18 protein-coding genes are annotated in these 23,436 nt (G+C 68.4%); 8 read left to right on the top strand and 10 right to left on the bottom strand.

All coding sequences use genetic code 11. The features are described from left to right. A partial coding sequence (locus FMP39_RS17720; protein WP_141591555.1) for a hypothetical protein occupies window positions 1-698 on the top strand: 698 nt, incomplete at its 5' end. Here the strand turns inward: FMP39_RS17720 and hemH are convergent. From hemH to FMP39_RS17750, 6 genes are all read right to left on the bottom strand, one after another. Further along, complete coding sequence (gene hemH, locus FMP39_RS17725) at window positions 643-1,737, bottom strand: ferrochelatase (protein ID WP_141591556.1); 1,095 nt, start codon at window positions 1,735-1,737, stop codon at window positions 643-645. The genes FMP39_RS17720 and hemH overlap by 56 nt on opposite strands. Beyond that, window positions 1,737-2,123: a Co2+/Mg2+ efflux protein ApaG gene (apaG, locus tag FMP39_RS17730; protein ID WP_141591557.1), complete on the bottom strand. Its 387-nt coding sequence runs from the start codon at window positions 2,121-2,123 to the stop codon at window positions 1,737-1,739. The genes hemH and apaG overlap by 1 nt, the downstream gene beginning before the upstream one ends. Before the next feature lie 70 nt (window positions 2,124-2,193). After that, entirely contained in the window at window positions 2,194-3,144 is a 951-nt protein-coding gene (locus FMP39_RS17735) for a TerC family protein (RefSeq protein ID WP_090484325.1), read from the bottom strand. Between the two features lie 128 nt (window positions 3,145-3,272). Continuing rightward, window positions 3,273-5,414 (bottom strand): glycogen debranching protein GlgX, encoded by a 2,142-nt coding sequence (gene glgX / locus FMP39_RS17740; RefSeq protein WP_141591558.1) that lies wholly within the window; start codon window positions 5,412-5,414, stop codon window positions 3,273-3,275. Continuing rightward, entirely contained in the window at window positions 5,411-8,512 is a 3,102-nt protein-coding gene (gene treY / locus FMP39_RS17745; RefSeq protein WP_141591559.1) for a malto-oligosyltrehalose synthase, read from the bottom strand. The genes glgX and treY overlap by 4 nt, the downstream gene beginning before the upstream one ends. 165 nt (window positions 8,513-8,677) lie before the next feature. After that, window positions 8,678-8,995: an SWIB/MDM2 domain-containing protein gene (locus tag FMP39_RS17750; RefSeq protein ID WP_011551643.1), complete on the bottom strand. Its 318-nt coding sequence runs from the start codon at window positions 8,993-8,995 to the stop codon at window positions 8,678-8,680. 347 nt (window positions 8,996-9,342) lie between these two features. On the opposite strand from FMP39_RS17750, the gene FMP39_RS17755 reads away from it, so the two are divergent. The 5 genes from FMP39_RS17755 to FMP39_RS17775 all read left to right on the top strand — a co-directional run bounded on the left by FMP39_RS17755 (window position 9,343) and on the right by FMP39_RS17775 (window position 18,150). Further along, the gene (locus FMP39_RS17755; protein WP_141591560.1) at window positions 9,343-10,323 is read left to right on the top strand and encodes an NAD(P)-dependent oxidoreductase; all 981 of its coding nucleotides are present in this window, start codon (window positions 9,343-9,345) and stop codon (window positions 10,321-10,323) included. Between the two features lie 91 nt (window positions 10,324-10,414). Further along, window positions 10,415-11,080 carry an HAD family phosphatase gene (locus tag FMP39_RS17760; RefSeq protein ID WP_011551641.1) on the top strand — a complete coding sequence of 222 codons (666 nt, stop codon included), beginning with the start codon at window positions 10,415-10,417 and terminating at the stop codon, window positions 11,078-11,080. Between the two features lie 13 nt (window positions 11,081-11,093). Then, a complete protein-coding gene (locus FMP39_RS17765; RefSeq protein WP_011551640.1) occupies window positions 11,094-12,704 on the top strand; it encodes a lactate racemase domain-containing protein in 1,611 nt (536 codons plus the stop codon). A gap of 8 nt (window positions 12,705-12,712) precedes the next feature. Beyond that, window positions 12,713-17,125, top strand: coding sequence for an AMP-binding protein (locus FMP39_RS17770; protein WP_141591561.1), 4,413 nt, complete (start codon window positions 12,713-12,715; stop codon window positions 17,123-17,125). Then, entirely contained in the window at window positions 17,122-18,150 is a 1,029-nt protein-coding gene (locus tag FMP39_RS17775; protein ID WP_141255560.1) for an NAD-dependent epimerase/dehydratase family protein, read from the top strand. Before FMP39_RS17770 ends, FMP39_RS17775 begins: the two co-directional genes overlap by 4 nt. A gap of 148 nt (window positions 18,151-18,298) precedes the next feature. Here FMP39_RS17775 and FMP39_RS37450 read toward each other — a convergent pair whose 3' ends face one another. Together FMP39_RS37450 and FMP39_RS17780 are read right to left on the bottom strand one after the other, a co-directional pair. Next, a complete protein-coding gene (locus FMP39_RS37450; RefSeq protein ID WP_194858442.1) occupies window positions 18,299-18,469 on the bottom strand; it encodes a hypothetical protein in 171 nt (56 codons plus the stop codon). A 3-nt stretch (window positions 18,470-18,472) separates the two neighbouring features. Then, entirely contained in the window at window positions 18,473-19,354 is an 882-nt protein-coding gene (locus FMP39_RS17780; protein ID WP_026113815.1) for a GGDEF domain-containing protein, read from the bottom strand. 255 nt (window positions 19,355-19,609) lie between these two features. Between FMP39_RS17780 and glgC the strand changes: the two genes are divergently transcribed. After that, the gene (gene glgC / locus FMP39_RS17785; protein WP_011551635.1) at window positions 19,610-20,839 is read left to right on the top strand and encodes a glucose-1-phosphate adenylyltransferase; all 1,230 of its coding nucleotides are present in this window, start codon (window positions 19,610-19,612) and stop codon (window positions 20,837-20,839) included. A 7-nt stretch (window positions 20,840-20,846) separates the two neighbouring features. Then, entirely contained in the window at window positions 20,847-21,368 is a 522-nt protein-coding gene (locus tag FMP39_RS17790; protein WP_141591562.1) for a GNAT family N-acetyltransferase, read from the top strand. On the opposite strand, the gene FMP39_RS17795 is transcribed toward FMP39_RS17790, so the two are convergent. Then, window positions 21,365-21,907, bottom strand: coding sequence for a hypothetical protein (locus FMP39_RS17795; protein ID WP_141591563.1), 543 nt, complete (start codon window positions 21,905-21,907; stop codon window positions 21,365-21,367). The genes FMP39_RS17790 and FMP39_RS17795 overlap by 4 nt on opposite strands. 30 nt (window positions 21,908-21,937) lie before the next feature. Continuing rightward, the gene (locus FMP39_RS17800; RefSeq protein WP_141591564.1) at window positions 21,938-23,362 is read right to left on the bottom strand and encodes an RtcB family protein; all 1,425 of its coding nucleotides are present in this window, start codon (window positions 23,360-23,362) and stop codon (window positions 21,938-21,940) included. Window positions 23,363-23,436: the final 74 nt, after the last annotated feature.

Below are 23,436 nucleotides of genomic sequence, written 5' to 3' on the forward strand. Positions count from 1 at the left end.
CCGCGGCCCCGCCCGGGCCCGTCACCTACTTCATGGAGCGGACCGACTCGGGTGACTACCGCCTCCGCGTCGTCCCCGTGGGGAGCAACGTCGACGCGGACACGGCCACGCTGAGCGAGCGCGGCTTCGTGCTCGACGGCCTGCAGGGCGCCACCCGCAACACCGCCACCCTGGTCCTGGAGCTGCCGAGAGATCCGGTGGGCACCGGTGACGCGTGGTCGCTCGGCACCGAGCTGATTCTCATGGAGGCGCTGGGGCCCCAGTTCCAGGCCGGCCAGCCCGAGCGGAGCAACCGCGTGAAGCTCGCCAGCCTGACGCCCGCCGACGGGGGCGAGCAGGTGGCCACGCTGGAGTACGACATCTCCGAGAAGCTGGCCGGCAAGGTCCGCGCGAAGGATGAGCCCGCCACCTCGCCCGCGCGCGCCGCGGAGGAAGACGCGGAGGCGGACGAGGCGGGACGCCCCCGGCCCCGGACCACGCCCGAATCCAGCGCCAGCGCCGAGGTGAGCATCACCGGCCGCGGCGAGTTCCTGGTGAAGGCCGGGCGGTGGCGCTCCTGGGAAGGCACCATCACGTCGGTGACGAAGGGCGGCTTCCCCGCCGCCGCGCTCCAGGTGCCCACCGGCGCCCTGAAGCTGCGCCTCACCGCGGTGGAATCGGCTCCCGCGCCAACGCCGACGGCCCAGCCACAGCAGTAGGCGGCCCGTCCGACTCGCGCACCATGCGCACCACGGCGTCCACCCAGGCCGGGTGGGCGTTGAGGGAGGGGACCAGCGTCAGCGACTCCCCTCCCGCCTCCAGGAACTGCTCCCGCGCGCGGAGGCCAATCTCCTCCAGCGTCTCCAGGCAGTCCGCCACGAAGGCCGGGCACATCACCGCCAGGCGCTTCACGCCCTTCTTCGCCAGCTCCGGCAACACCACGTCCGTGTACGGCTTCACCCACGGCGTGCGGCCCAACCGCGACTGGAAGGACACGCTCCACCCATCCGCCGGCAGGCCCAGCCGCTGGGCCAGCCCCCGCGCCGTCGCGTAGCTCTGCGCGCGGTAGCAGTGGCGGTTGGCGTCCGTCATGGCGTCACAGCATGAGGCGGTGGACAGGCAGTGCGTCCCCGTGGGGTCGCTCTTGCGCATGTGCCGCTCCGGCAGGCCATGAAAGCTGAAGAGGACGTAGTCGGCGCGCGCGTCGTCAATCACCGGCCGCGCCACGGCGGTGAAGGCATCCAGGAAGCCTGGGTGCTCGAAGAAGGCCGGTACCGCGCGCACGAAGGGCACGTCCCACGACTGGGCCAGCACCTCGTAGGTGCGCGCCAGCGAGGACGCGGTGGAGGACGCGGCCTCCTGCGGGTACAGCGGCAGCACGGTGAACTCCGACACGCCGCGCGCCTTGAGCGCCGCGATGCCGTCGGGGATGGAGGGCGAGCCATACCGCATGGCCAGCACCACCTCGTACTCCCCCGCCAGCCGCTCGGCCACCTGGGCCGCCAGGGCCTGGCTGTACACGAGCAGCGGCGAGCCCTCCTTCATCCAGATTTTGCGGTACGCCTCCGCGCTCTTCGCCGGACGCGTCGGGAGGATGATGAAGTTGAGCAGCGCCCAGCGACCCAGCGGGTGGATGTCGATGACGCGCGGGTCATTGAGGAACTCGCGCAGGTAGCGGCGCACGGGCCCCGTCTGCGGAGCATCCGGCGTCCCCAGGTTGACGAGCAGCAGCCCTCGCTTCGAAGTGGGCGTTGGCATCAGTGCAGGGAGTTGGGAAGAGTGAGCGCGAACTCGGCGATGCGCGCCTCGAAGTGCGCGCCGTCCGGCCGCACCATGTCATAGGTGCCGCGCATGGTGCCGAAGGGCGTGCGCAGCATGGCCCAGCTCGTGTACTCGAACCGCTCTCCGGGCCCCAGGTGGGGCTGGCGGCCCACCACGCCCTCGCCCCTCACCTCTTCCACCTTGCCCGTGGCATCGGTGATGACCCAATGGCGCGCCTTGAGCTGCGCCGGCGCGTCGCCCTCGTTGGCAATCTCCACCGTGTACATGAAGGCGAACTGCCCGGACTCCGGAGCGCTGCGCTCCGGCCAGTAGGCGGGCTTCACGGTGATGCGGATGCCGTCGGTGATGGCGCTGGAGGACATGCCCCCAGATTTGGCGGCAACGGCGGCCACTTGCAAGGAAAACGCTGGGTTGGAAGCCCCAGCGCCCTGCCTACGTCTTCGCGCTTTCCCGGTCCTGTCCCGGCTCCGGCTGCTTCGGCCACACCAGCGAGGCGACGATGGCCGCCACCAGCACGCCGGCAATCACGCCCAGGGAGATTCCGATGGGGACGTGGATGTCGAAGAAGGTGATGAGCATCTTCACGCCCACGAAGCCCAGAATCGCGCTCAGGCCCACCTTCAGGAAGTGGAACTTCTCCATCAGGCTGGCCACGACGAAGAACAGCGAGCGCAGGCCCAGGATGGCGCACACGTTGGACGTGTAGATGATGAAGGCGTCCTGGCTGATGCCCAGCACCGCGGGGATGGAGTCCAACGCGAAGAGCAGGTCCGTGGCCTCCACCACCAGCAGCACGATGAACAGCGGCGTGAACTTGCTGCGGCCATCCTCCTGCACCATGAAGCGGCTGCCTTCACCCAGCCGGGCCACCGGCAGCACCCGGCGCGCGAACTTCACGATGCCCTTCTGCTCCGGGTCCATCTCCTCGTCCTTGGACACCAGCATCTTCACCGCGGTGAAGACGAGGAACGCGCCGAACAGGTAGATGAGCCAGTGGAACTGCTTCACCAGCGCCGTGCCGGCGATGATGAGGCCAGCGCGCATGACGAACGCGCCCAGGATGCCCCAGAAGAGCACCCGGTGCTGGTGCTCGGGCGCCACCCGGAAGTAGCTGAACACCATCAGGAAGACGAAGAGGTTGTCGACGGAGAGCGCGTACTCCACCACGTACGCCGTCAACCACTGGAGCCCCACGGTGGGCCCCTGGTAGTGCCAGATGCCCGCGCAGAAAATCAGGCTGAGGGTAATCCACACCAGCGTCCAGAGGCCCGCCTCCTTCGGCGTCACCGCATGGTCCTTGCGATGGAACAGCCCGAGGTCCAGCGCGAGCATCGCGAGGACGAAGACGTTGAAACCCACCCAGAGCGCGACTTGCGTGTTCACGTAGCAATCCTGTTGCAGGGTATGACGGGGCGCACCCTACCGGCGGGCTGACTGGGCGTCGACCCCTCGCGTGAAACCCGCTGGACCTCCTGCTTTCGTCCAGCGGGCCCCTTCCGGCCCCGCGGGGGCTACTCCGTCGCCGGGCGGCGCAGCACCGCCAGGGAGCGGCCCACCACCTGCACGGTGCCCCCCGCCGGCGTATGCGTGCGAGGCGACTCCCCCGCCAACGCCGTGTCCACCACCAGCTCCCAGTCCGCGCCCCATTCGACAGCGGGCAGCCTGAAGGTGATGGGCTCGTGGTGGGCATTCATCAGCACCAGGATGGTGTCCCCCACAATCCGGTTCCCTTCATCGTCCGGCGCGGTGATGGCGTCACCGCCCAGCAGGAATCCCAGGGAGCGCACGTAGGGCTTCTCCCAGTCGTCCTTGCGCATCTCCTGGCCGTCGGGCCGGAACCACGCCAGGTCCTTCAGCTCGCTGTCCCACATATGGGCGCCGCGGAAGAAGCGCCGCTTGTGCAGCACCGGCTGCTCACGCCGCAGCTTGGTCAGGGCGCAGGTGAAGTCCAGCAGCGCGCGCTGCGCGTCGTTCAGCTCCCAGTCCACCCACGACAGCTCGTTGTCCTGGCAGTAGGCGTTGTTGTTGCCCTTCTGCGTGCGGCCCATCTCGTCGCCGGCCACCAGCATGGGCACGCCCTGGGACAGGAAGAGCGTGGCCAGGAAGTTGCGCTTCTGCTGTTCGCGCAGGGCGTTGATGTCGGCGTCGGTCGTCTCGCCCTCCACCCCGCAGTTCCAGGAGTGGTTGTCGTTGGCGCCGTCGCGGTTCTCCTCACCGTTCGCCTCGTTGTGCTTGTCGTTGTACGTGACCAGGTCGTGCAGCGTGAAGCCGTCGTGCGCGGTGACGAAGTTCACGCTCGCGGCGGGCTTGCGGCCGGACAGTGAGAACAGGTCCGAGCTGCCGGTGAGGCGGTAGCCAATCTCCGCCGCCTGCCGGTCATCGCCCTTCCAGTAGCGGCGGATGGTGTCGCGGTACTTGCCGTTCCACTCGCTCCACAGCACCGGGAAGTTGCCCACCTGGTAGCCGAAGTCGCCCACGTCCCAGGGCTCGCTGATGAGCTTCACCCGGCTGAGCACCGGGTCCTGGTGGATGATTTGGAAGAAGGCGGCGCGGGTGTCGTAGCCGTGCCTGTCTCGTCCCAGCGTGGTGGCCAGGTCGAAGCGGAACCCGTCCACGTGCATCTCCTCCACCCAATAGCGCAGGGAGTCGGCGACGAGCTTCAGCGCGTACGGGTGCGTGGCGTTCCACGAGTTCCCACACCCGGTGACGTCCAGGTAGTAGCGCGGGTCCTTCTCCGTGAGCCGGTAGTACGCCGCGTTGTCCACGCCCTTGAAGGACAGCGTGGGGCCCAGCTGGTTGCCTTCGCAGGTGTGGTTGTAGACGACGTCGAGCAGCACCTCGATGCCAGCGCGGTGCAACTGCTTCACCATGCGCTTGAACTCGTCCACCTGCCCGCCCAGCGAACCCGAGCCGCTGTAGCGCGCGTCCGGCGCGAAGAACCCCAGCGTGTTGTAGCCCCAGTAATTGACCTTCTCGCGCTGGATGAGGAAGGGCTCGTCGACGATGTGCTGGATGGGCAGCAGCTCCACCGCGGTGACACCCACCTTCTTCAGGTGCTCGATGCTGGCCGGGTGCGCCAGCCCCGCGTAGGTGCCCCGCAGCGCCTCCGGGACGCGCGGGTGCAGCTTGGTGAAGCCCTTCACGTGGACTTCATAGATGAGCGTGTCGTGCCACGGCACGCCAGGCGGGGTATCTCCCTCCCAGTCGAAGGTGTCCGCGCCCATCACCACGCCCTTGGGCACGGCGGCCGCGTCATCGCGCGTGTCGAACGCGAGGTCGTCCTCCTTGGTGCCCGGCGTATAGGCGTAGATGGGGGCCTGGTAGTCCACCTGACCGTGAATGGCCCGGGCATACGGGTCCACCAGCAGCTTGTGGGGGTTGAAGCGCAGCCCCTTCTTCGGCTCGTAGGGCCCGTGCACGCGCAGTCCGTAAAGAGCGCCCGCGGCCAGGCCAGGCACGTAGCCGTGCCACACCTGGTGCGTCGTCTCCAGCAAGGGAAAGCGGCGCGTCTCCTTCGCGGGGTCCTCCGGGTCGAAGAGACAGACCTCGACCTTCTTCGCGTGCTCGCTGAAAACGGCGAAGTTGACACCGTGCCCATCGAACGTGGCGCCCAGGGGATACGGCTTCCCTGGAAGCACCTCGGCCCTCCTCATCCGGCGCTCCTCTCCAGCAGAATCACCGGAAACTCCGCCAGGAGCGGCCCCAGGGGCAACACCGCACCACCCGGTCCACGCTCGGGCCGCACCTGACGGCCGGTGAACACATTGCGGAACATCATGCCCGCATATGCCTCCGGAAGGTCCAGGAACGTGCTGCCGTAAGCGCCCGCCAGCCCTTCGGGGGACTGCAGGGCGGACAGGGTGTAACGCGGCGCGCAGGCCACCAACACCGTGTCGCCGTGCTCGCGGGCGAAGGCCACCGCCGCTTTCGCCCGGGCGCCGGTCAGCTCGAGCGCCCGGTAGCCGCCCTTCCGGAAGAGGGCCGCCTGCCGCTGGCGCAGCCGCAGGGACTCCGCCAGGACGTAGAGCTTCACCTGGCCGTCATCGAGGTTCGCCGCCAGCCGTGCGCTCAGCGCGGCCCGGTCCTTCTCCGCCTCGGCGTCCAGCGTCTCCAGCAGCCGCGCGCGCAGCCCGAAGTCCACCGGCCGCCGGTTGTCCGGGTCCACCAGCGACAAGTCCCACAGCTCGCAGCCCTGGTAGGTGTCCACCACGCCGGGTGAAGCCATCTTCAGCACGAGTTGCCCCAGCGCGTTGTACTGGCCCGCGCGCTCGATGGAGCGCTTGAATTCCCGCACGTCCGCCAGGAAGGAGCCCGTCACCTTCGAGTCGAAGCAGGCGTCCACGTAGCGCGCCACTGCGTCGTCATAGGCGCTGTCGGGGTTGGTCCACGAGGTGCGGACCTTGGCCTCCTTGAGGGCCTTGCCCATGTACTCGCGCACCCGGCGCTGGAAGTCCGCCAGCTCCTCCGCGGAGTGGGCGTCGCCCATGGGCCACGCCCCCACCACCGTCTGGAAGAAGAGGTACATGTCATTGGCCGTGGGCGCCGGACCGGACGGCAGTTGGGACACCGCCTTCTCCGTCTGGCGGGCCCACTTCTTCACCCGCTTGCGCCACTCCTCCGGCACCTCCGTCAGCACGTTGATGCGCGCGCGCACGTCCTCGCTGCGCTTGGTGTCATGGGTGCTGGAGGTGAGCTGGCTGGACGGCCACCGCTCCGCGCGCTCCTGGTTGCGCAGGTGGAAGGTGTTGGCGTGGACGCCGAAGCGCTCCGGCTCGCCGCCCACCTCGTTGAGGCTCACCAGCCGGTTGTAGATGTAGAAGACGGTGTCCTCCAGGCCCTTGGCCATGACGGGTCCCGTCACCTGTTGCAGCTTCATGGCGAAGCGCAGCATCTCCGCCCGCTCGCGCGCATCCGCGTGCTCCGGGTAGCGGCGCAGGAGGATGTCGCGCAGGAAGTCGAAGATGGACGCGTTGGTGGTGGCGTTGCGCTCCTTGGCGCGCTGGATGGTCCACTCGATGTACTGCACGTCGCGCCCGTCCAGCTCCGGGCGCCAGCCGTCCACGTAGGTGCGGTAGACGGGGAACAGGGCGATGAACTCCACCAGCGCCCGCCGCAGCGAGTTGAGCGTGAAGTCGCGCGTGCGCCGGTTCATCTCCGAGATGCCGTTGAGCGCATGCGCCAGTACGTTGATTTCGCTGGCCATGGACACGCGCATGATGAGCAGCTTCTTCTGGTAGACGAGCTCGGCGAAGTCCGCCTGCCCTCCCACGAAGCGCTCGTATGTCTCCGTCAGCGCCTTCTCCGCGTCCGGCTGGACGAACACGCCGCTCACCGCGTTGGCGTAGCGGTAGCCCGTGGTGCCGTGCACGGCCCAGGATTCGGGCATGCGCTCGCGGCCGCCCTGAATCTTCTCCACCACCACGTACAGCGCCTTGCGCAGCCGGCTGTCCGGCTGCTGCGTCACCTCCGCGCGCCAGCGCTCGCGCAGCGTGGACTCCACCGCCGGCCAGCGCGTGTCATCCTCCGCATGCGTCTGGAGAAATAGCGCGTGGGCCCGCTCCACGAAGTACGCCTCCTGCAGGTCCAGGAAGTAGGCGGTCGGGTCGAAGAGGCCGTCCGGGTGGTCGATGCGCAGCCCCGTGACGAGCCCCTCGCGCAGCCAGCGGAAGATGAGCGCATGCGCCTCCTGGAAGACGTCCGGGTCCTCCTCGCGCAGCGCGGCCAGGCCGTTGATGTCGAAGAAGCGCCGGTAATTGATTTCCTCGCCCGCCACCCGCCAGTGCGCCAGCCGGTAGCTGCACGCCGCCAGCACCGAGTCCAGCAGGTCATAGGAGCGCGGGTTGCCCGGCTCGCCATTGAAGACGCGGACGTTGTCCTCGATGTAGGCCAGCATCTCCGGGAACTCCGCCGTCACCGCGGCCAGCCGGCGCTTGATGACCTCCTTCTCCCGGTGGCGCTCCACCACCTTCGGCCGCTCCACCTCGGTGCGCGAGGGCAGGTAGTCGATGGCGGTGAGGATGGACAGGAACTCCAGCATGCCGGGGTGCTCCCCCCCCAGCCGCGACTCCAGCCGCTCCAGGCCATGGCGGAGGATGCGGGAGTACTGGCGCGGCGCCACCGGCAGCAGGTGGTCGTAGTAATGGAGGAAGAAGGCGCCGTCGCGGAAGGACAGCTTCAGCTCGCCTCGCTCCAGGACGATGCCGTACTGGTCCCCCAGAATCGGCAGCAACACCCTGTCCCGCAGCTCCTCCTTCACCGGCGACCAGTCGATGTCGAAGAACTTCGCGTAGATGGAGGACGGGCCGTTCTCCAGCACGTCGAACCACAGACGGTTGTCCCGCTCGATGCCCATGTGGTTGGGCACCACGTCCAGCACCTGCCCCATGCCCTGCTCGCGCAGGGCCGCGCAGAGCGCCGCGTGCGATTCGGGCGTCCCGACTTCGGGATTCAACTGTTGGTGGTCCACGCAGTCGTAGCCGTGCGTGCTTCCGGGCGTGGCCTTCAGATAGGGCGAGGCATAAAGGTCACTCACCCCCAGGCGGGCCAGGTACGGCACCACCTGCCGCGCGTCCTCGAAGGTGAAGCCCTGGTGGAACTGCACTCGGTACGTGGACAGGGGCGTGTGCGGACGCGCATCCAGCTCCGCCTGGATGCGTGCGTAGAGCCCTTCGGCCAGGGCCTCCGCCGTCATCGTGGCGCCACCCGCCCCATTCGAGGCGGACCCCTCTTCTTCCAAGGCGTCGAGCAACATGTGGCGCAGAGGTAGGCCGCCCGACCGCCGACCGCCAGCACGCAGAAACGCGTCCGCCCTCTATCCAACGCTCCGCGCCGACACGCCAACCCCTGGAAATGCAAAGGGCCCGCCGCTTGTCGCGGCGAGCCCCGAGTACGGCCACCGGGAGGCCCCGGCCAATGCTCAGCTCAGCTGCTTGTTCACCAGCGCCGTCATCTCGAACATGGTGACGCTCTTCTTGCCACCAAAGATGGGCTTGAGCTTGTCGTCGGCGTTGATCTGCCGCTTGTTCTTCGCGTCCTGCAGGCCCTGCTTCTTGATGTAGGCCCAGAGCTTCTTGACAACCTCGGTGCGCGGCAGCGGCTTCGCGCCGACGATCTCAGCGAGCGCGGCAGACGGCGTCATCTCCTTCATGAACGACGCGTTCGGCGTGCGCTTCTTCGCAGCGGGAGCCTTCTTCGCGGCGGGAGCCTTCTTCGCAGCAGCTTTCTTGGCGGCCATTCGTCTTGAGTCTCCTCCCCTCCGAAGGGGACGTTGTACGGCTTTGCTTATGTGAAGCGAGAGCCGTTGCGGCGTAGAAGTAGCACGCCCAAGCCCGAAAAACAGCCCTCTCCTGCGTTTTTCCCTCTGAGCGCTCCTCTACGAACGCGGCTGGAGCCCGAGAATCAGCCTCCGGAGCGCTCGGCACCCTCGCGCGCCTTCTCTTCGGAACGCGTCCGGAGCCCGAAAATCAGCCTCCGGAACGCTATCTTCCCTCGGGAAACCCCTTATCGGCGTGGATCACTCCCGGAAGCGGTCGCCGGATTCTCCTTGCCGTCATGGTGTGTTTTTTTGGATGAAACCCCAACATGAGAGCCCTCATCACCGGTGCAGGCGGCTTCCTGGGAATGTGGTTGGCCAAGGCCCTGGCCGCGCGGGGAGACAGCGTCACATGCCTGTTGCGCCCGGGAGGAGATGCCTCGGGGCTCGCGGGGTTGACCTACACGCGGGTGGAGGGCGACGTGACGGTGCCCGCCACGCTCGCCGCCGCGGTGGCGGGCCAGGACGTCGTCTTCCACCTGGCGGGCGCTCGCCGCGGCGCGACACGCGACGACTTCATGCGCGTCAACGCGGAGGGCACCCGCCACCTGTGCGAGGCCATGGTGGCCGCGGGCCACCGCCCCCGGCTGGTGCTCACGGGCTCGCTGGCCGCCTGCGGTCCGTCCACGCCCACCCGCCCGCACGTGGAGGAAGACGCCTTCCAGCCCCACGAATGGTATGGGGAGAGCAAGGCGGAGGCGGAGCGCATCGCCTTCTCCTATGGAGACCGGCTGCCCGTCACGGTGTCCCGGCCACCGCGCATCCTGGGGCCCGGGGACCGGGAGAACCTTCCCTTCTTCAAGATGGCTCAGCGCGGCATCCGGCTGGAGCTGTCCGGCGGCCCTCGCCCGTTGACCATGGTGGATGTGGAGGACGTGGTGGACATCCTCTTGTTGCAGGCCACCCACCCGGCGGCCATTGGTGAGGCCTTCTTCTGCACGGGCCCCGGCGAGCCCCTGTCCTTGGAGAAGGTGCAGGACCTGGGCGCGCAGGCCCTGGGACTGACGCCCCGCACCGTGCGCGTGTCCCCCGCGCTGCTGCGGGCCATGGCCACGGCGGCGGACGGCGTGTCCCAGTTGACGGGCCGCAAGCTGGCCCTGAGCCGGAAGATGGCGAAGCAGTTGTTGGCGCCTGCCTGGACGTGCTCCGGGGCCAAGGCCGAGCGGCTGCTCGGCTTTCACCCCCAGCGCGACCTGGCGGACTCCATCCGTCGCAGCGTGCAGTGGTACCGGGAGCAGGGCTGGCTGTAGCCCCTTCTCCCCCCGAGCCGCCGGGAGGCACGCCAAACTCCCGGCATCATTGACCTCCCCCCCCTCGAAGTGTCAGGAAGCCCGCAGCCCCATGTCCTCGAAAGCTGCCTTCTTCGATGTCGACGGGACGCTCGTGAAGACGAACGTCGTCCACGTCTACGCGTACTACGCGATGAACCGCGGCTCCGTCCTGGGCATCGCGGGGCGGACCCTGAGCACCGCCCTCAGTGTGCCGCTCTTCGGTGTCATGGACGCGGTGGACCGCAAGACGTTCAACGAGTTCTTCTACCGCTACTACGCGGGCCTGAGCGAAGACCGCCTGGTCACCATCGCCGAGGACATGTTCGAGGACGTGCTGCAGCCCGCCCTCTTCGAGCAGACGCAGGACCTCATCGACCAGGCCCGCCGCAGCGGCTGCAAGATTGTCCTCGTCACGGGCGCGCTGGACTTCACCATGCGCCCGCTGGCGCGCCACCTGGGCGCCGACGACATGATCGCCAACAAGATGCAGTTCGTGGGCGGCAAGGCGACCGGCAAGGTGATTCCGCCCATCATCGAAGGCGCGAACAAGGCGAACGCCATCCGCGCCTACTGCACCAAGGAAGGCCTGTCGCTGGACAAGTGCCACGGCTACTCCGACAGCGCCTCTGACTACGCGATGCTCGCGGTGGTGGGCCGTCCCACCGCGGTGAACCCGGACCTGCGGCTGCGCTCCATCGCGCGCGCCTACAACTGGCCCATCCTCGACCTCAAGTAAGAGCCCCCACGCCATGCGCCCGTTCAAGACGCTCCAGAAGCTGTACGACGAGGAAAGCCAGGTCGTCATCACCGAGAAGGGCAGCCCCCCGCGCGTGCTGTTCCACGGTGAGAACTTCCTGCAGGAAGACCTTCCGGTCGGCACGCGCGTCATCTTCCCGCGCCCGCCCCTGGCCGGCGTGCCCAACGTCAAGGCCGCCATCCGCTACGCCATAAACAACCCGGAGGGCATGGAGCCGCTGCACGCGCTCCTCAAGCCGGGCATGCGCCTGACGTGCGTCATCGACGACATCAGCGTACCGCTGCCGCCCATGGTCACGCCGGACGTGCGGCAGACCATCCTGGAAATCGTCCTGGAGCTGGCCGCCGACAGCGGCGTGGACGACGTGCACCTCATCATCGCCAACGCCCTGCACCGCCGGATGACGGAAGGCGAGATGAAGCGCATGGTGGGCGAGAAGATCTTCGACGCCTACTACCCGGACCGCTACTACAACCACGACGCCGAGGACCCGGACGGGATGGTCGCGCTGGAGCGCACGTCCCACGGTGAAGAGGTGTCGGTGAACCGCCGCGTGGCGGAGAGCGACCTCATCGTCTATGTGAATGTGAACTTCGTGCCCATGAACGGCGGGCACAAGTCCATGGGCACCGGCGTGTCCAACTACGCGTCGCTGCGCCACCACCACAACCCGAAGACCATCCGCGCCTCCGACAGCTACATGGAGCCGAAGACGAGCGCGCTCTACAAGAGCAACGAGCGCATCGGGCGCAACATCGACAAGCACCTGAAGGTCTTCCACATCGAAACGGCGCTGAACAACCGCATGTTCGGCGGCCCCACCGACTTCCTGGCGAAGAAAGAAGAGGACTACACGGAGGCGGACCGGCTGAAGTTCCAGGCCATGCGCTTCGCGTTGTCCAAGCTGCCGCGCGCGGCGGCGCGCAAGGTGCTCAACTCCGTCCCCGCGCCCTATGACGTCACGGGCGTCTACGCCGGCGCCACGGAGCCCACGCACGCGAAGACGCTGGAGACGAGCTACAAGCAGTACGTGGTGCCGGTGGAGGGGCAGAGCGACATCGTCATCTTCCCCATCCCGTTCATCTCCCCGTACAGCGTCAACTCCATCCTCAACCCGCTGCTGGTGCAGGTGATGGGGCTGGGCTACTTCTACAACCTGAACCGCGGCGTGCCGCTGGTGAAGAAGGGCGGCGTGCTCATCCTCCTGCACCCGGCCTACGACGAGTTCGACCCGGAGCACCACCCCAGCTACATCGAGTTCTTCCACCGGCTGCTGCCGGAGACGCGCGACTCCATGAAGCTGGAGCACAAGTACGAGCGCGAGTTCGCGGAGAACCCCAGCTACGTGCACCTGTACCGCAAGGGCAACGCCTACCACGGCGTGCACCCCTTCTACATGTGGTACTGGGGCGAGAATGGCCGCCAGCACGTAGGCAAGGTCATTGTCGCGGGCGCGGAGAACAACCACGTCCCCGCCCTGATGGGCTGGGACCGCACTGACACGCTCACCGAGGCCATTGAAGAGGCCCGCGGGTTCATGGGCCGCTCGGCCACCATCAGCCTGCTGCGCATCGCGCCCACGGTGATGGTGGATGTGAAGTGAGGACGCCCATGGCCGCCCTTCCCGAGCTGAACGTCACCCAGACCTTCACCGGCAAGCGCCTGCTCTTCGCGGGCGCCACCGGCTTCGTGGGCAAGGTGACGCTGTCCATGCTCCTGACCCGCTACGGGCAGGACCTGGACAAGGTGTACGTGCTGGTCCGCAAGGGCAGCGCCGCGTCCGCCGAGCGCCGCTTCTTCGACAAGGTCGCCACCAGCGAGCCCTTCCAGCCGCTGCGAGACAGCCTGGGGGATGAAGGCGCGCTGGCCTTCATCCGCCAGAAGGTGGAGGTGCTGGACGGCGACATCACCGACCCGTGGATGGGCCTGGAAGAGCCCCAGGTGGAGGCGCTCACCGGCAAGGTGCACGCGTTCATCAACTGCGCCGGTCTGGTGTCCTTCAACCCGTCGCTGGAGGTGGGCCTCAACGTCAACACCCACGGCCTGAAGTTCGCCGCGGCGCTGGCGGTGCGCTGGTCCGTCCCGCTGATTCACATGTCCACGGCCTTCGTGGCCGGCAACCGCAGCGGGCTCGTCTTCGAGGACGAGGAGGTTCGCGGCTACTTCCCCAAGCGGGAGGAGATGGACGGCCGCGACTTCAGCCTGGAGCAGGAGCTGCAGGACGCGGCGCGCATCGTCGCGCGGCTGCGCGAGCAGGCCGAGGACCGGGCCCTCACGTCCACCTTCCGCAAGAAGGCGCTGGACCGGCTGGAGGAAGAAGGCCGCGACCCCAACGACGAGAAGACGCTGCGGCTGGCGGTGGGCCGTGAGCGCAAGCTGTGGCTCAGCGGCGAGCTGGTGCGCGCCGGCATGGAGCGCGCCGCCCACTGGGGCTGGCCCAACACGTACACGTACACCAAGTCCCTGGGCGAGCAGGTGCTCGCGGCCACGCCGGGCCTGCGCTACTCCATCGTCCGGCCTTCCATCGTGGAGAGCGCGCGGCACTTCCCCTTCCCCGGCTGGAACGAAGGCTTCACCACCTCCGCGCCCCTGGCCTTCGCGGGCATCAAGGGCCCCGGCGGCATCCCCGCGGGCGAGAACACCATCCTGGACATCATCCCGGTGGACCAGGTGGCGGGCGCCACCATCGGCATCACCGCGCATGCCATGGACGTGGAGGAGCGGCGCACCTACCAGCTCGCCTCCGGCGATGTGAATCCCTTCTACGCCGGCCGCTCCGTGGAGCTGGTGGGCCTGTACCGGCGGCGCTACTACCGCAACCGCGAGTCCGGCAACGCGCTGATGAACAAGCTGCGCTCGCGCGTCGAGCCGCAGCCGGTCAGCAAGAAGGAGTTCGAGCTGTTCAGCGCGCCCATGCTGTCGCGCGGCGCGCGCTTCCTGAAGAAGGCCATCGACGAGGTGCGTCCCGCGTGGGGCGCTCCGGCCGTCCAGGCCATGCTGGACAAGGCGAAGGTGTCGCTGGACGAGGTGGACGACAACGCCCAGGGCATCATCGCCCTGACGGAGCTGTTCCTCCCCTTCCTCTACGAGAACCGCTACGTCTTCCGCTGCGACAACACCCGCTCCGTGTATGCGCGCATGGCGCACGCGGACCGGTTGAAGGTGCCCTGGGACCCGGAGCACATCGACTGGCGCGACTACTTCCTGGGGACCCACCTCCCCGGCCTGGAGAAGTGGGTGTTCCCGGGCATGGAGTCGGAGCGCGAGAAGCGCACCGTCATCCCCGCTCACCGCGACCTGCTGGAGCTGATGGAAGCCACGGTGCACGCGTACCGGCACCGCGTGGCCTTCCGCATGGTGGCGGGCGAGAAGGAGGAGCGCTTCACCTACGGCGAGGTGCACCGCTATGCCGCGCGCGTGGGCAGCTTCCTGCTTGCCGCGGGCATCAAGCACGGCGACCGCGTGCTGCTGGTGTCGGAGAACCGGCCGGAGTGGGGCATCAGCTACTTCGGCATCCTGCGCGCGGGCGCCACCGTCGTTCCGGTGGACCCGGGCTTGAGCGAGGCGGAGCTCGTCAACATCGCCCGCCGGGCGGACGCGCGCGCGTGCCTCGTCTCCGAGGACGCGGCCCGGGACTTCCCCGGCCTCTTCGCCGCGCTGGGTGACGGCGTCACCGTGGCCAGCCTCGCGGAGGCGATGACGGGCGACCCGGCGCACCCGGACCGCATCGGGCCGGTGCGCAGGTCCGCCGCGGCGGATGACCTGGCCAGCATCATCTTCACCTCCGGCACCACGGGCACGCCCAAGGGCGTCATGCTCACCCACCGGAACTTCGCCGCGCTGGTGGCGAAGCTGGCGGGGACCTTCGACATCGGCGTGGGCGACGGCGTGCTGTCCGTCCTGCCGCTGCACCACACCTTCGAGTTCGCCGCCGGCTTCCTCACCCCGTTCTGGCGCGGGGCGGAAATCACCTACATCGACGAGCTGACGTCGGACCGGCTGGGCGAGGTGTTCGAGACGGGCCGCATCACCGCCATGGTGGGCGTGCCGGCGCTGTGGCAGCTCTTGCACCGCAAGATTACGCAGGAGTTCGCCAGCCGCCCGCCGTTCATCGAACAGGCGCTCAAGGCGCTGATGGCCACCCACGGCGAGCTGCGCAACCGCAACAACATCAACCTGGGCAAGCTGCTGTTCTGGCCGGTGCACCGCAAGTTCGGCGGGCGCATCAAGGTCATCGTGTCGGGTGGCTCGGCGCTGCCGGACGACGTGCACAAGGCCTTCCACGAGCTGGGCTTCAACATCACGGAGGGCTACGGCCTGACGGAAGCCGCGCCAGTGCTGGCGGTGACGAAGCCCGGCAACAAGCGCCAGCCCGGGACGGTGGGCCGCGCGCTGCCCGGCATCGAGCTGCGCATCCTCAATCCGGACAACGACGGGTTGGGTGAAGTGCTGGCCAAGGGCCCCAACGTCATGCCCGGCTACTTCGGCGACCGCGAGGCCACCGAGGCGGTGCTCAAGGACGGCTGGCTCCACACGGGCGACTTGGGACGTCTGGACGCGGAGGGCCACCTGTACCTGGTGGGCCGCGCGAAGGACGTCATCATCGACCACAACGGGAAGAACATCTACCCGGACGAACTGGAGGAACTGTACCAGGACCACACGCACATCAAGGAGCTGTCCATCGTCGGCCTGCCCGACGACGCGGGCGGTGAGAAGGTGGCGTGCCTGTGTGTGCCCGACTACGCGGACCGCCCACGCGAGGAAGTGCGCCGCGAGTTGGAGGAGCACTTCCGCAAGGTGAGCGCGGGCATGCCCTTCTACCGGCGCGTGAAGGTGCTGCGCCTGTGGGACGGCGAGCTGCCCCGCACCGCCAAGCGCAGCGTGAAGCGCAAGCAGGTGGTGGAGGAGCTCAAGCGCCAGGAGCGCATGGCGGCCAGCGCCAGCAAGGCGCGCGAGAAGGCGGCCAACCCCACCACGGGCGGCATCGCTGACTGGCTCTTCCCGCTCGTCGCGGACGTCAGCCACCGGCCGGTGTCCGACGTGCGTCCGGACGCGCTGCTCAGCGGGGACCTCGGCTTCGACTCGCTGATGCTCACCGAGCTGTCCTCCGCGCTGGAGGCCTCCGGCGTGCCGCTGCCCGCGGTGGAGGACCTGACGCAGGTGCAGACGGTAGAGGACCTGCGCAAGGTGGTGGCGTCCTCCGGCAAGCGCCCCGCGGTGGAGACGCGCGCGAAGGAAATCTCCAAGGAGAACGAGCGCGCGGAAGAGGTGGAGATTCCGGTGCCCGACGTGGTGGCGGACGTGGGCCGTCAGCTCCTGTCCTTCGGGCAGAAGGTGCTCTACGGCGGCGTGTTCGACGTGAAGGTGACGGGCAAGTCCTTCATCCCGCAGAACCGCAACTTCCTCGTCATCGCCAACCACTCCAGCCACCTGGACGCGGGCCTGGTCCGCGTGGCGCTGGGTGACCAGGGCGAGCGGCTGGTGTCCCTGGCGGCGCGTGACTACTTCTTCAACACGCCGCTCAAGCGCGCCTGGTTCGAGAACTTCACCAACCTGATCCCCATTGAACGGCAGGGCTCGCTGCGCGAGTCGCTGCGGATGGCGGGCGAGGCGCTGCGCCAGGGCTTCAACGTCCTCATCTTCCCGGAGGGCACGCGCTCCACCACCGGTGAGCTGATGGAGTTCAAGTCCACGCTGGGCTACCTGGCGCTCACCTTCAACATGGACGTGCTGCCGCTGTACATCGGCGGCGCCTTCGACGCGCTGCCCAAGGGCAGCGTGCTGCCCAAGACGAAGACGCCCCTGCGGGTTAACATCGGTCCGGCGCTGGGCCACGCGGACCTGCGCACGCGGGTGCAGGGCATGGCGCGCTCGGAGGGCTACCGTTACGTCACCCGCATCGCCGAGGACTCGATGCGGGCGCTGCGCGACGGCCGGGTGCTGAGCCTGGAGCGCGTGGACCTGCCTCCGGCCGGGGCCAGTCCCCGCGCGTCCACGTCCACGGAAGGGAAGGACTCGTGAAGCTGCTGGTGACGGGAGGCACGGGCTTTCTGGGCACGCACCTGGTGCCCAGGCTGGTGGCGGCGGGCCACGAGGTGCGGCTCATCGGCCGCTCGCAACCTTCGGGCGCCCCCTACGCGGGCACGGAGTACGTCCCCGGTGACTTGAAGAACCGGGACGCGGTGCGCCGCGCGCTGGAGGGCGTGGACGCCGTCTACCACCTGGCGGGGCTCGTCTCCTTCCAGCCGAAGGACGCGCGGAAGATGTTCGAGCTGCACGTGGACAGCACGCGCGAGCTGCTGCGGGACGTGCGCGAGGCCGGCGTGAAGCGCGTGGTGCTGGCCTCCACCTCCGGCACCATCGCGGTATCGAAGGAGGCGCACGTCCGCGACGAGAGCGCCGACTACCCGATTACGGTGGTGGGCCAGTGGCCCTACTACCTGTCGAAAATCTACGAGGAGAAGCTGGCGCTCGCGTACTGCCGCAAGCACGAGATTCCCCTGGTGGTGCTCAACCCCAGCCTGTTGATGGGGCCTGGGGATGACCGGCTGTCCTCCACGTGGACGGTGGTGAAGTTCCTCAACCGCGAGATTCCGGCCATGCCGGGCGGCGGCATCTCCTTCGTGGACGCGCGCGACGCGGCGGACGCCTTCGTCCAGGCGCTCACCCGGGGCGAGGTGTACGGCCGTCACCTCATGGGGGTGAATCTGTCCATGAAGGACTTCTTCCAGCGGCTGGAGCGCCTGTCCGGCGTGCCCGCGCCGAAGCTGAAGCTCCCCTCCAAGGTCAACGTGCTCGGCGGGAAGCTGCTGGAGCGCTGGGCCAAGGTGCGCGGCACCACGCCGACGCTGGACCCGCAGGAAATCGACATCGGCGAGCACTGGTTCTGGCTGGACGCATCCAAGGCGGAGGCCGAGCTCGGCTTCCGCGCGCGCGACATCCAGGAGACGCTCTCCGAGACGGTGCAGCACATCTACGGGAAGATGCCGCCCCAGAGCCTGCCGGGCACCAAGGGCCGGCTGGCGGAGCTGCGCGAGAACACCTGAGCGAAGCTCACGGCGGGAGCTTCCGGGCACCGGACTCCCGCCCCTGGCTTGGCCGTAGGGATCGCACCGCAGCCCGGCGTCGCGCCGCTACCGGAGCCGCCCGGGCGACGCCGCCCGGCCGCACCGCGCGAGGCGCGCCACCTCACCCCTAGCGCTGCGACACACCCACCGTGCGCAGGGCGTTGTCCACCAGGCGCGCGGCCCAGGGCTCCGCGCGGTGGCTCCACACCCAGGCCGCGCCGAGGAAGGCGCAGCCCAGGAGCACGAGCACCAACCGCGCGAGGAAGGACGGACCCGCTTCGCTTGCGCTGGCGGCCACGGCCTAGCCCACCACGCGGTTACGGCCCGACTTCTTCGCCTTGTACAGGTTGGCGTCCGCCACCTTGATGAAGTGCGTGGGCTCCAGCATGTCCGACGTCTGCTCGGCCACGCCAATGGAGATGGTGACGGGGATTTCCTTGTCGTCGTAGACGAAGGACTTGCCCTCGATGAGCCGGCGAATCTTCTCCGCGAACAGGCGCGCCTTGTCCGGGCCGTCCTCCGGGAGGACGACGGCGAACTCCTCGCCGCCGTAGCGGGCGAAGCACTGCTCGCGGCGCACCAGGCGCTTGATGGACTGGGCCAACTCCCGCAGCACGTAGTCCCCGGCGAGGTGGCCGTGGACGTCGTTGATCTGCTTGAAGTGGTCGATGTCGAACATCATCAGCGTGAGGGTGCGCTGATAGCGGGTCGACCGGCCCATCTCCTTCTCGAGGTACTCCAGGAAGTACCTCTTGTTGTTGATGCCGGTGAGGCCGTCCGCGATGGTCAGCGTGTAGATGGTCTCGTGGTACTGGGTCTCGATGTTGTCGCCGTCGAGGAACTTGAAGATGGAGCCTCCGACCTTGACCAGGTCTCCGCTGCGCAGCGGAGAGGCCTGAAGCACTTCCTGGTCATTGAGGAAGGTACCGTTGGTGGAACCCAGGTCTTCAACGAGCATCTTCCCCCCACGCCCCAGAATCCGGGCGTGGCGGCGGGACACGTTGTCCAGGTCCACGACGATGTGGTTGTGCTGATCCCGCCCGATGGTGAGCTCGGCATCCTCGATGAGGTACTTCTTGCCGAGCTCGGGGCCATGAATCTGCACGAGACAACACTCCGTGCTGCGGTGGGCATGCACGTTGAGCGTTGAGATCTTGGTGACGCGGGTTTCGTCGCCGGCCATCGGAAACGAGGCTAGCACGATAGCCTCGGCAGACGCCATGCAACGCAGCGGGGGCCGGTTCTTCGGCCCTTTGCGGCGCTTCTCCCACATGCCACCCGGGAGCGGCCTCCGGGCGAGGCCCGGCAACCCGAGGCGTCGGGACGTCCAGCGCCGGTCAGGACACCTGAACAGGCGGTTCGGCATTCAACGATGGCTGGCAGGCGGGCACACGTGCCCTTGCCGGCCCTCCAGGGACGACTAACGTCCGGAACACCTATGTCCAAAGTCCTGGCGATGATTCTGGCTGGAGGCGCTGGCACGCGCCTCGAGCCCCTGACGCGCGAGCGCGCGAAGCCCGCTGTCCCCTTCGGCGGCCGCTACCGCATCATCGATTTCGTTCTCTCGAACTTCGCCAACTCCGGCGTGTACCGGATGAAGGTGTTGACGCAGTACAAGAGCGACTCGCTCAACAACCACCTGTCCCGCGCGTGGCGGATGACGGCGTTCCTGGGCCACTACGTGGAAGCCGTCCCCGCGCAGATGCGGACGGGGTTGGACTGGTACAAGGGCAGCGCGGACGCCATCTACCAGAACCTCAACATCATCACTGACGAGGAGCCGGACTACATCTTCGTCTTCGGCGCGGACCACGTGTACCGGATGGACACGCGCCAGATGCTGGACTTCCACTGCACGAAGAAGGCGGCGTGCACGGTGGCCGCGATTCCCGTCCCCATCGAGCAGGGCCGCGAGTTCGGCATCATCGACGTGGGGCCGGACGGGCGGATGCGGCAGTTCCTGGAGAAGCCCAAGGACCCGCCGCCCATGCCGGGCAACCCGAAGATGTGCCTGGCATCCATGGGCAACTACCTCTTCTCCACCGACGTGCTGGTGCAGGAGGTGGTGCGGGACGCGGCGAACGAGGCGAGCGCGCACGACTTCGGCAAGTCCATCATCAGCGAGCTGTACAAGCGCGCGCCGGTGTACGTGTACGACTTCGCCCAGAACGAGGTCCCCGGCCAGGAGGCCAAGGAGCGCGGCTACTGGCGGGACGTGGGGAACATCGACGTCTACTACCAGTCCAACATGGACCTGGTGGAGGTGGACCCGACGTTCAACCTCTACAACGACCGCTGGCCCATCCACACCCAGCCCAACAACTACCCGCCGGCGAAGTTCGTCTTCGCGGACGAGCAGAACCACCGTGTGGGCCACGCCATGGACACGCTGGTGGCGGAGGGCTGCATCATCTCCGGCGGCAGCGTGCGGCGCTCGGTGCTGTCGCCGAAGGTGCGCGTCAACTCGTACTCGGAGGTGGAGGACTCCCTCTTGTTCGAGAACGTCACCATCGGCCGGCGCTGTCGCATCCGCCGGGCCATCATCGACAAGAACGTGGAGATTCCGCCGGGGATGACCATCGGATTCGACCCGGTGGAGGACCGGCGGCGCTTCCACGTCACGCCCGGGGGCGTCGTGGTGATTCCCAAGGGCATGAAGGTGACCTGAGACGGCCATGGGCGCGGAAGGACTCCTCCTGAGGCCCGCGAAGGAGTCCGACCGCCGCACGCTGTGGCGCATCCACACCCTGGCCGTGGAAGCCCTGTGCCTTCGCGCGTACGCGCCGCACGAGGTGAGCACCTGGGTGCGGCTCTTGAAACCGGAGGGCTACCTGCGGCCGGAGCGTCCGCGCACGGTGCTGGTGGCGGAGCGCGGCCGGCGCGCGGTGGGCTTCGGCCAGGTGGACGCGGCGCTAGGTGAGTTGGAAGCGCTCTACGTCGTGCCAGACGAGGCGGGCCATGGCGTGGGCCCTGCCCTGCTGTCAGCCCTGGAGTCCGCCGTCTGGCGGGGCAGCGCGCCGCTGCTGGGGCTGGATGCCAGCCTGAACGCCGAACACTTCTATCAGCGGCACGGCTATGCCTCCGTCCACTCCTCCCGGCGCCCACTCACGGTCGACGTCCAGTTGGCGTGCGTGCGGATGCAGAAGCAGCGGCCGGCCACGGCCATGGGGCGATGGCCGGCCTGGCGCCGCGGCTAGGTGAAGGCCGCCTTGACCTCCGGCTTGTTGAGCACCACCAGGGCCCAGATGCCCACGGGGATGCCCAGACAGGCGCAGGGGCCGCAGCAGGGGATGACGGAGATGATGGCGGCGGTCATCGCCAGCCCGTAGTTCTGCAGGTTCTTCATCTTCAGCGCGCCGAAGAAGACGAGGCCGTTGAGCACCAGCGTGGGCAGCGCGAGCATCAGCTTGCCGCCCGTGGTCGTCATGCCCGCGAGCAGTTGCCGGGCCCCCTCGGGCAGCTCGGGGTTGTTGAGCGCCTCCTCGACGGCGGGGTCCGTGGCGCCAAACGCCTGGAGCACGTTGATGAGTCCCAGCAGCACGGTGATGGCGGAGAGGACCATCAGCAAGATGGCCGGCAGCGACACGGCCTCCTTCGCGCCCGCTCCGCCGGGAGAGTTCATCGTTCCGTAGGTGTTCTCCATGGTCCCCAGTTCCCCTCGATGCCGCGTGAGATGCCGTGCGGGCAGTGGGCCCGCCGCGCGGCCATTCCACTCGCAGACGGGGGAGCACGCCAAGTGAAATGACGTGCCCCCTTCCCTCCCTGCTCAGGCCTTGAAGGTGAGCAGGGGGGAGAGCCGGGCGACCTCCCGGACGATGCCGGCCTCCACCTGGGCATCCACTACCGGGCGGATGGGCTTGTACGCCGCGGGCGCTTCCTCGACGCGGCGCTCCGCGCGAAGGGTGATGCAGTCCACGCCGGTCAGCCCCAGGGCGGCCTCGCTCTGGTCCGCGCCGCCCCGCGACAGGGAGAAGCGGGAGCGCGCGCGGCCCGCGCCGTGCGACGCGGACTCCAGCGCTCGCGCATCCCCACACCCCACCATGAGGAAGGACGTGGCCCCCATGGAGCCGGGGATGATGACGGGTTGCTCCGCCCCCGCTGGGCATGCGCCCTTGCGCGCCAGCCAGCCGCCCTCGTAGGGCAGCGTCAGGTTGTGGGGCACGTCGTAGACGAGCGGCGCCTCCACGTCCCCGAAGAGCTCCCGGAGCGTCTGGCGCAGCAGCTCCGCCAGCAGCAGGCGGTTGAGGAAGGCGTAGTTGGCCGCCGTCGCCTCCGCCTCCAGATACTCGGTGACGAGCCGCGCATCTCCCAGGGGGAGGATGCCGCTGGCCGGAAGCGGCGTTCCCGCGGGCCACGCCTGACGCGCACGGTCCTGCCAGGCCACGCCCACGTGCTTGCCCACGTCCCGGCTGCCAGAGTGAATCATGAACGCGAGCTGTCCCTCGCGCACGCCCCAGTCCCACGCCCGCGCCCGGTCCTCCACGGCCTCCACGCGCTGCACCTCCACGAAGTGGTTGCCGCCGCCAATGGTGGCCAGGCCCGCGTCGCGCACCAGCCCCTCGCGCGTGAAGGATTCGGGCGCCCAGCGCGGATGGCCCTTCAACCCGCCGCCCAGGTGGATGCGCGACACCTCCGCGTCGAGCTGGGCCAGGTCGGCCCGTCCCGCGCACCCCAGCGGCTGCTCCAGCGTCTCCAGGAGCCAGCCCTGCACGCCGTCGCGCAGCAGTGCCTCGGAGGCCCGCGAGTCCATGGTGACGTCACGCGTCCCGAAGAAGTAGTGGCCCTTCATCCGCTCGACGAAGGCCGACCGCTTCGCCAGGAAGTCCTCCACGGAGATGTCCGCGACGTGCAGCCGCATGCCGCAGTTGATGTCGGTGCCAATGGCGCCGGGCACCACCAGCCCGCGCGTGTGGAGCACCGAGCCAATGGCCACCCCGGAATCTCCCGGGTGGAAGTCGGGCGTGGCACGTACCCGCAGCACCTCGCCACCACCGGGGTGTCTCAAGGCCGCGAGCTGGGCGAGTTGTTGGAAGGCCTTGCCCTCCACGGGCAGGTCCGGTGGGAGGAGGACTTCGGCGGGCGGCGCGTGAGCGTCACCCAGGAGGCGGACGGAATAGAGGCGGCCGTCATAGGCGACCTCGAGCCCCTCGCGGGCGAGCGCCCGGAGAAGCCGGTTCAGTTTCGGCTGCATGACCCAACTCAGGAATGCCCCGGGGCCCGAAGACGGGCACACCCAGGGGGACGTGACGGAGAGATGAGGGACCT

The sequence above is a fragment of the Myxococcus sp. AB056 genome (assembly GCF_006547365.1).
Taxonomy (GTDB): domain Bacteria; phylum Myxococcota; class Myxococcia; order Myxococcales; family Myxococcaceae; genus Myxococcus; species Myxococcus virescens.

Bases quoted from the DNA above. Each gene is read 5' to 3' on its own strand.
- FMP39_RS17750 (WP_011551643.1), bottom strand. From the start codon at position 8,995: ATGGCCGCCAAGAAAGCTGCTGCGAAGAAGGCTCCCGCCGCGAAGAAG.
- FMP39_RS17760 (WP_011551641.1), top strand. From the start codon at position 10,415: ATGTCCTCGAAAGCTGCCTTCTTCGATGTCGACGGGACGCTCGTGAAG.
- FMP39_RS17780 (WP_026113815.1), bottom strand. From the start codon at position 19,354: ATGGCCGGCGACGAAACCCGCGTCACCAAGATCTCAACGCTCAACGTG.
- glgX (WP_141591558.1), bottom strand. From the start codon at position 5,414: ATGAGGAGGGCCGAGGTGCTTCCAGGGAAGCCGTATCCCCTGGGCGCC.
- hemH (WP_141591556.1), bottom strand. From the start codon at position 1,737: ATGCCAACGCCCACTTCGAAGCGAGGGCTGCTGCTCGTCAACCTGGGG.
- apaG (WP_141591557.1), bottom strand. From the start codon at position 2,123: ATGTCCTCCAGCGCCATCACCGACGGCATCCGCATCACCGTGAAGCCC.
- FMP39_RS17790 (WP_141591562.1), top strand. From the start codon at position 20,847: ATGGGCGCGGAAGGACTCCTCCTGAGGCCCGCGAAGGAGTCCGACCGC.
- FMP39_RS17800 (WP_141591564.1), bottom strand. From the start codon at position 23,362: ATGCAGCCGAAACTGAACCGGCTTCTCCGGGCGCTCGCCCGCGAGGGG.
- glgC (WP_011551635.1), top strand. From the start codon at position 19,610: ATGTCCAAAGTCCTGGCGATGATTCTGGCTGGAGGCGCTGGCACGCGC.
- FMP39_RS17765 (WP_011551640.1), top strand. From the start codon at position 11,094: ATGCGCCCGTTCAAGACGCTCCAGAAGCTGTACGACGAGGAAAGCCAG.
- FMP39_RS17770 (WP_141591561.1), top strand. From the start codon at position 12,713: ATGGCCGCCCTTCCCGAGCTGAACGTCACCCAGACCTTCACCGGCAAG.
- FMP39_RS17755 (WP_141591560.1), top strand. From the start codon at position 9,343: ATGAGAGCCCTCATCACCGGTGCAGGCGGCTTCCTGGGAATGTGGTTG.
- treY (WP_141591559.1), bottom strand. From the start codon at position 8,512: ATGTTGCTCGACGCCTTGGAAGAAGAGGGGTCCGCCTCGAATGGGGCG.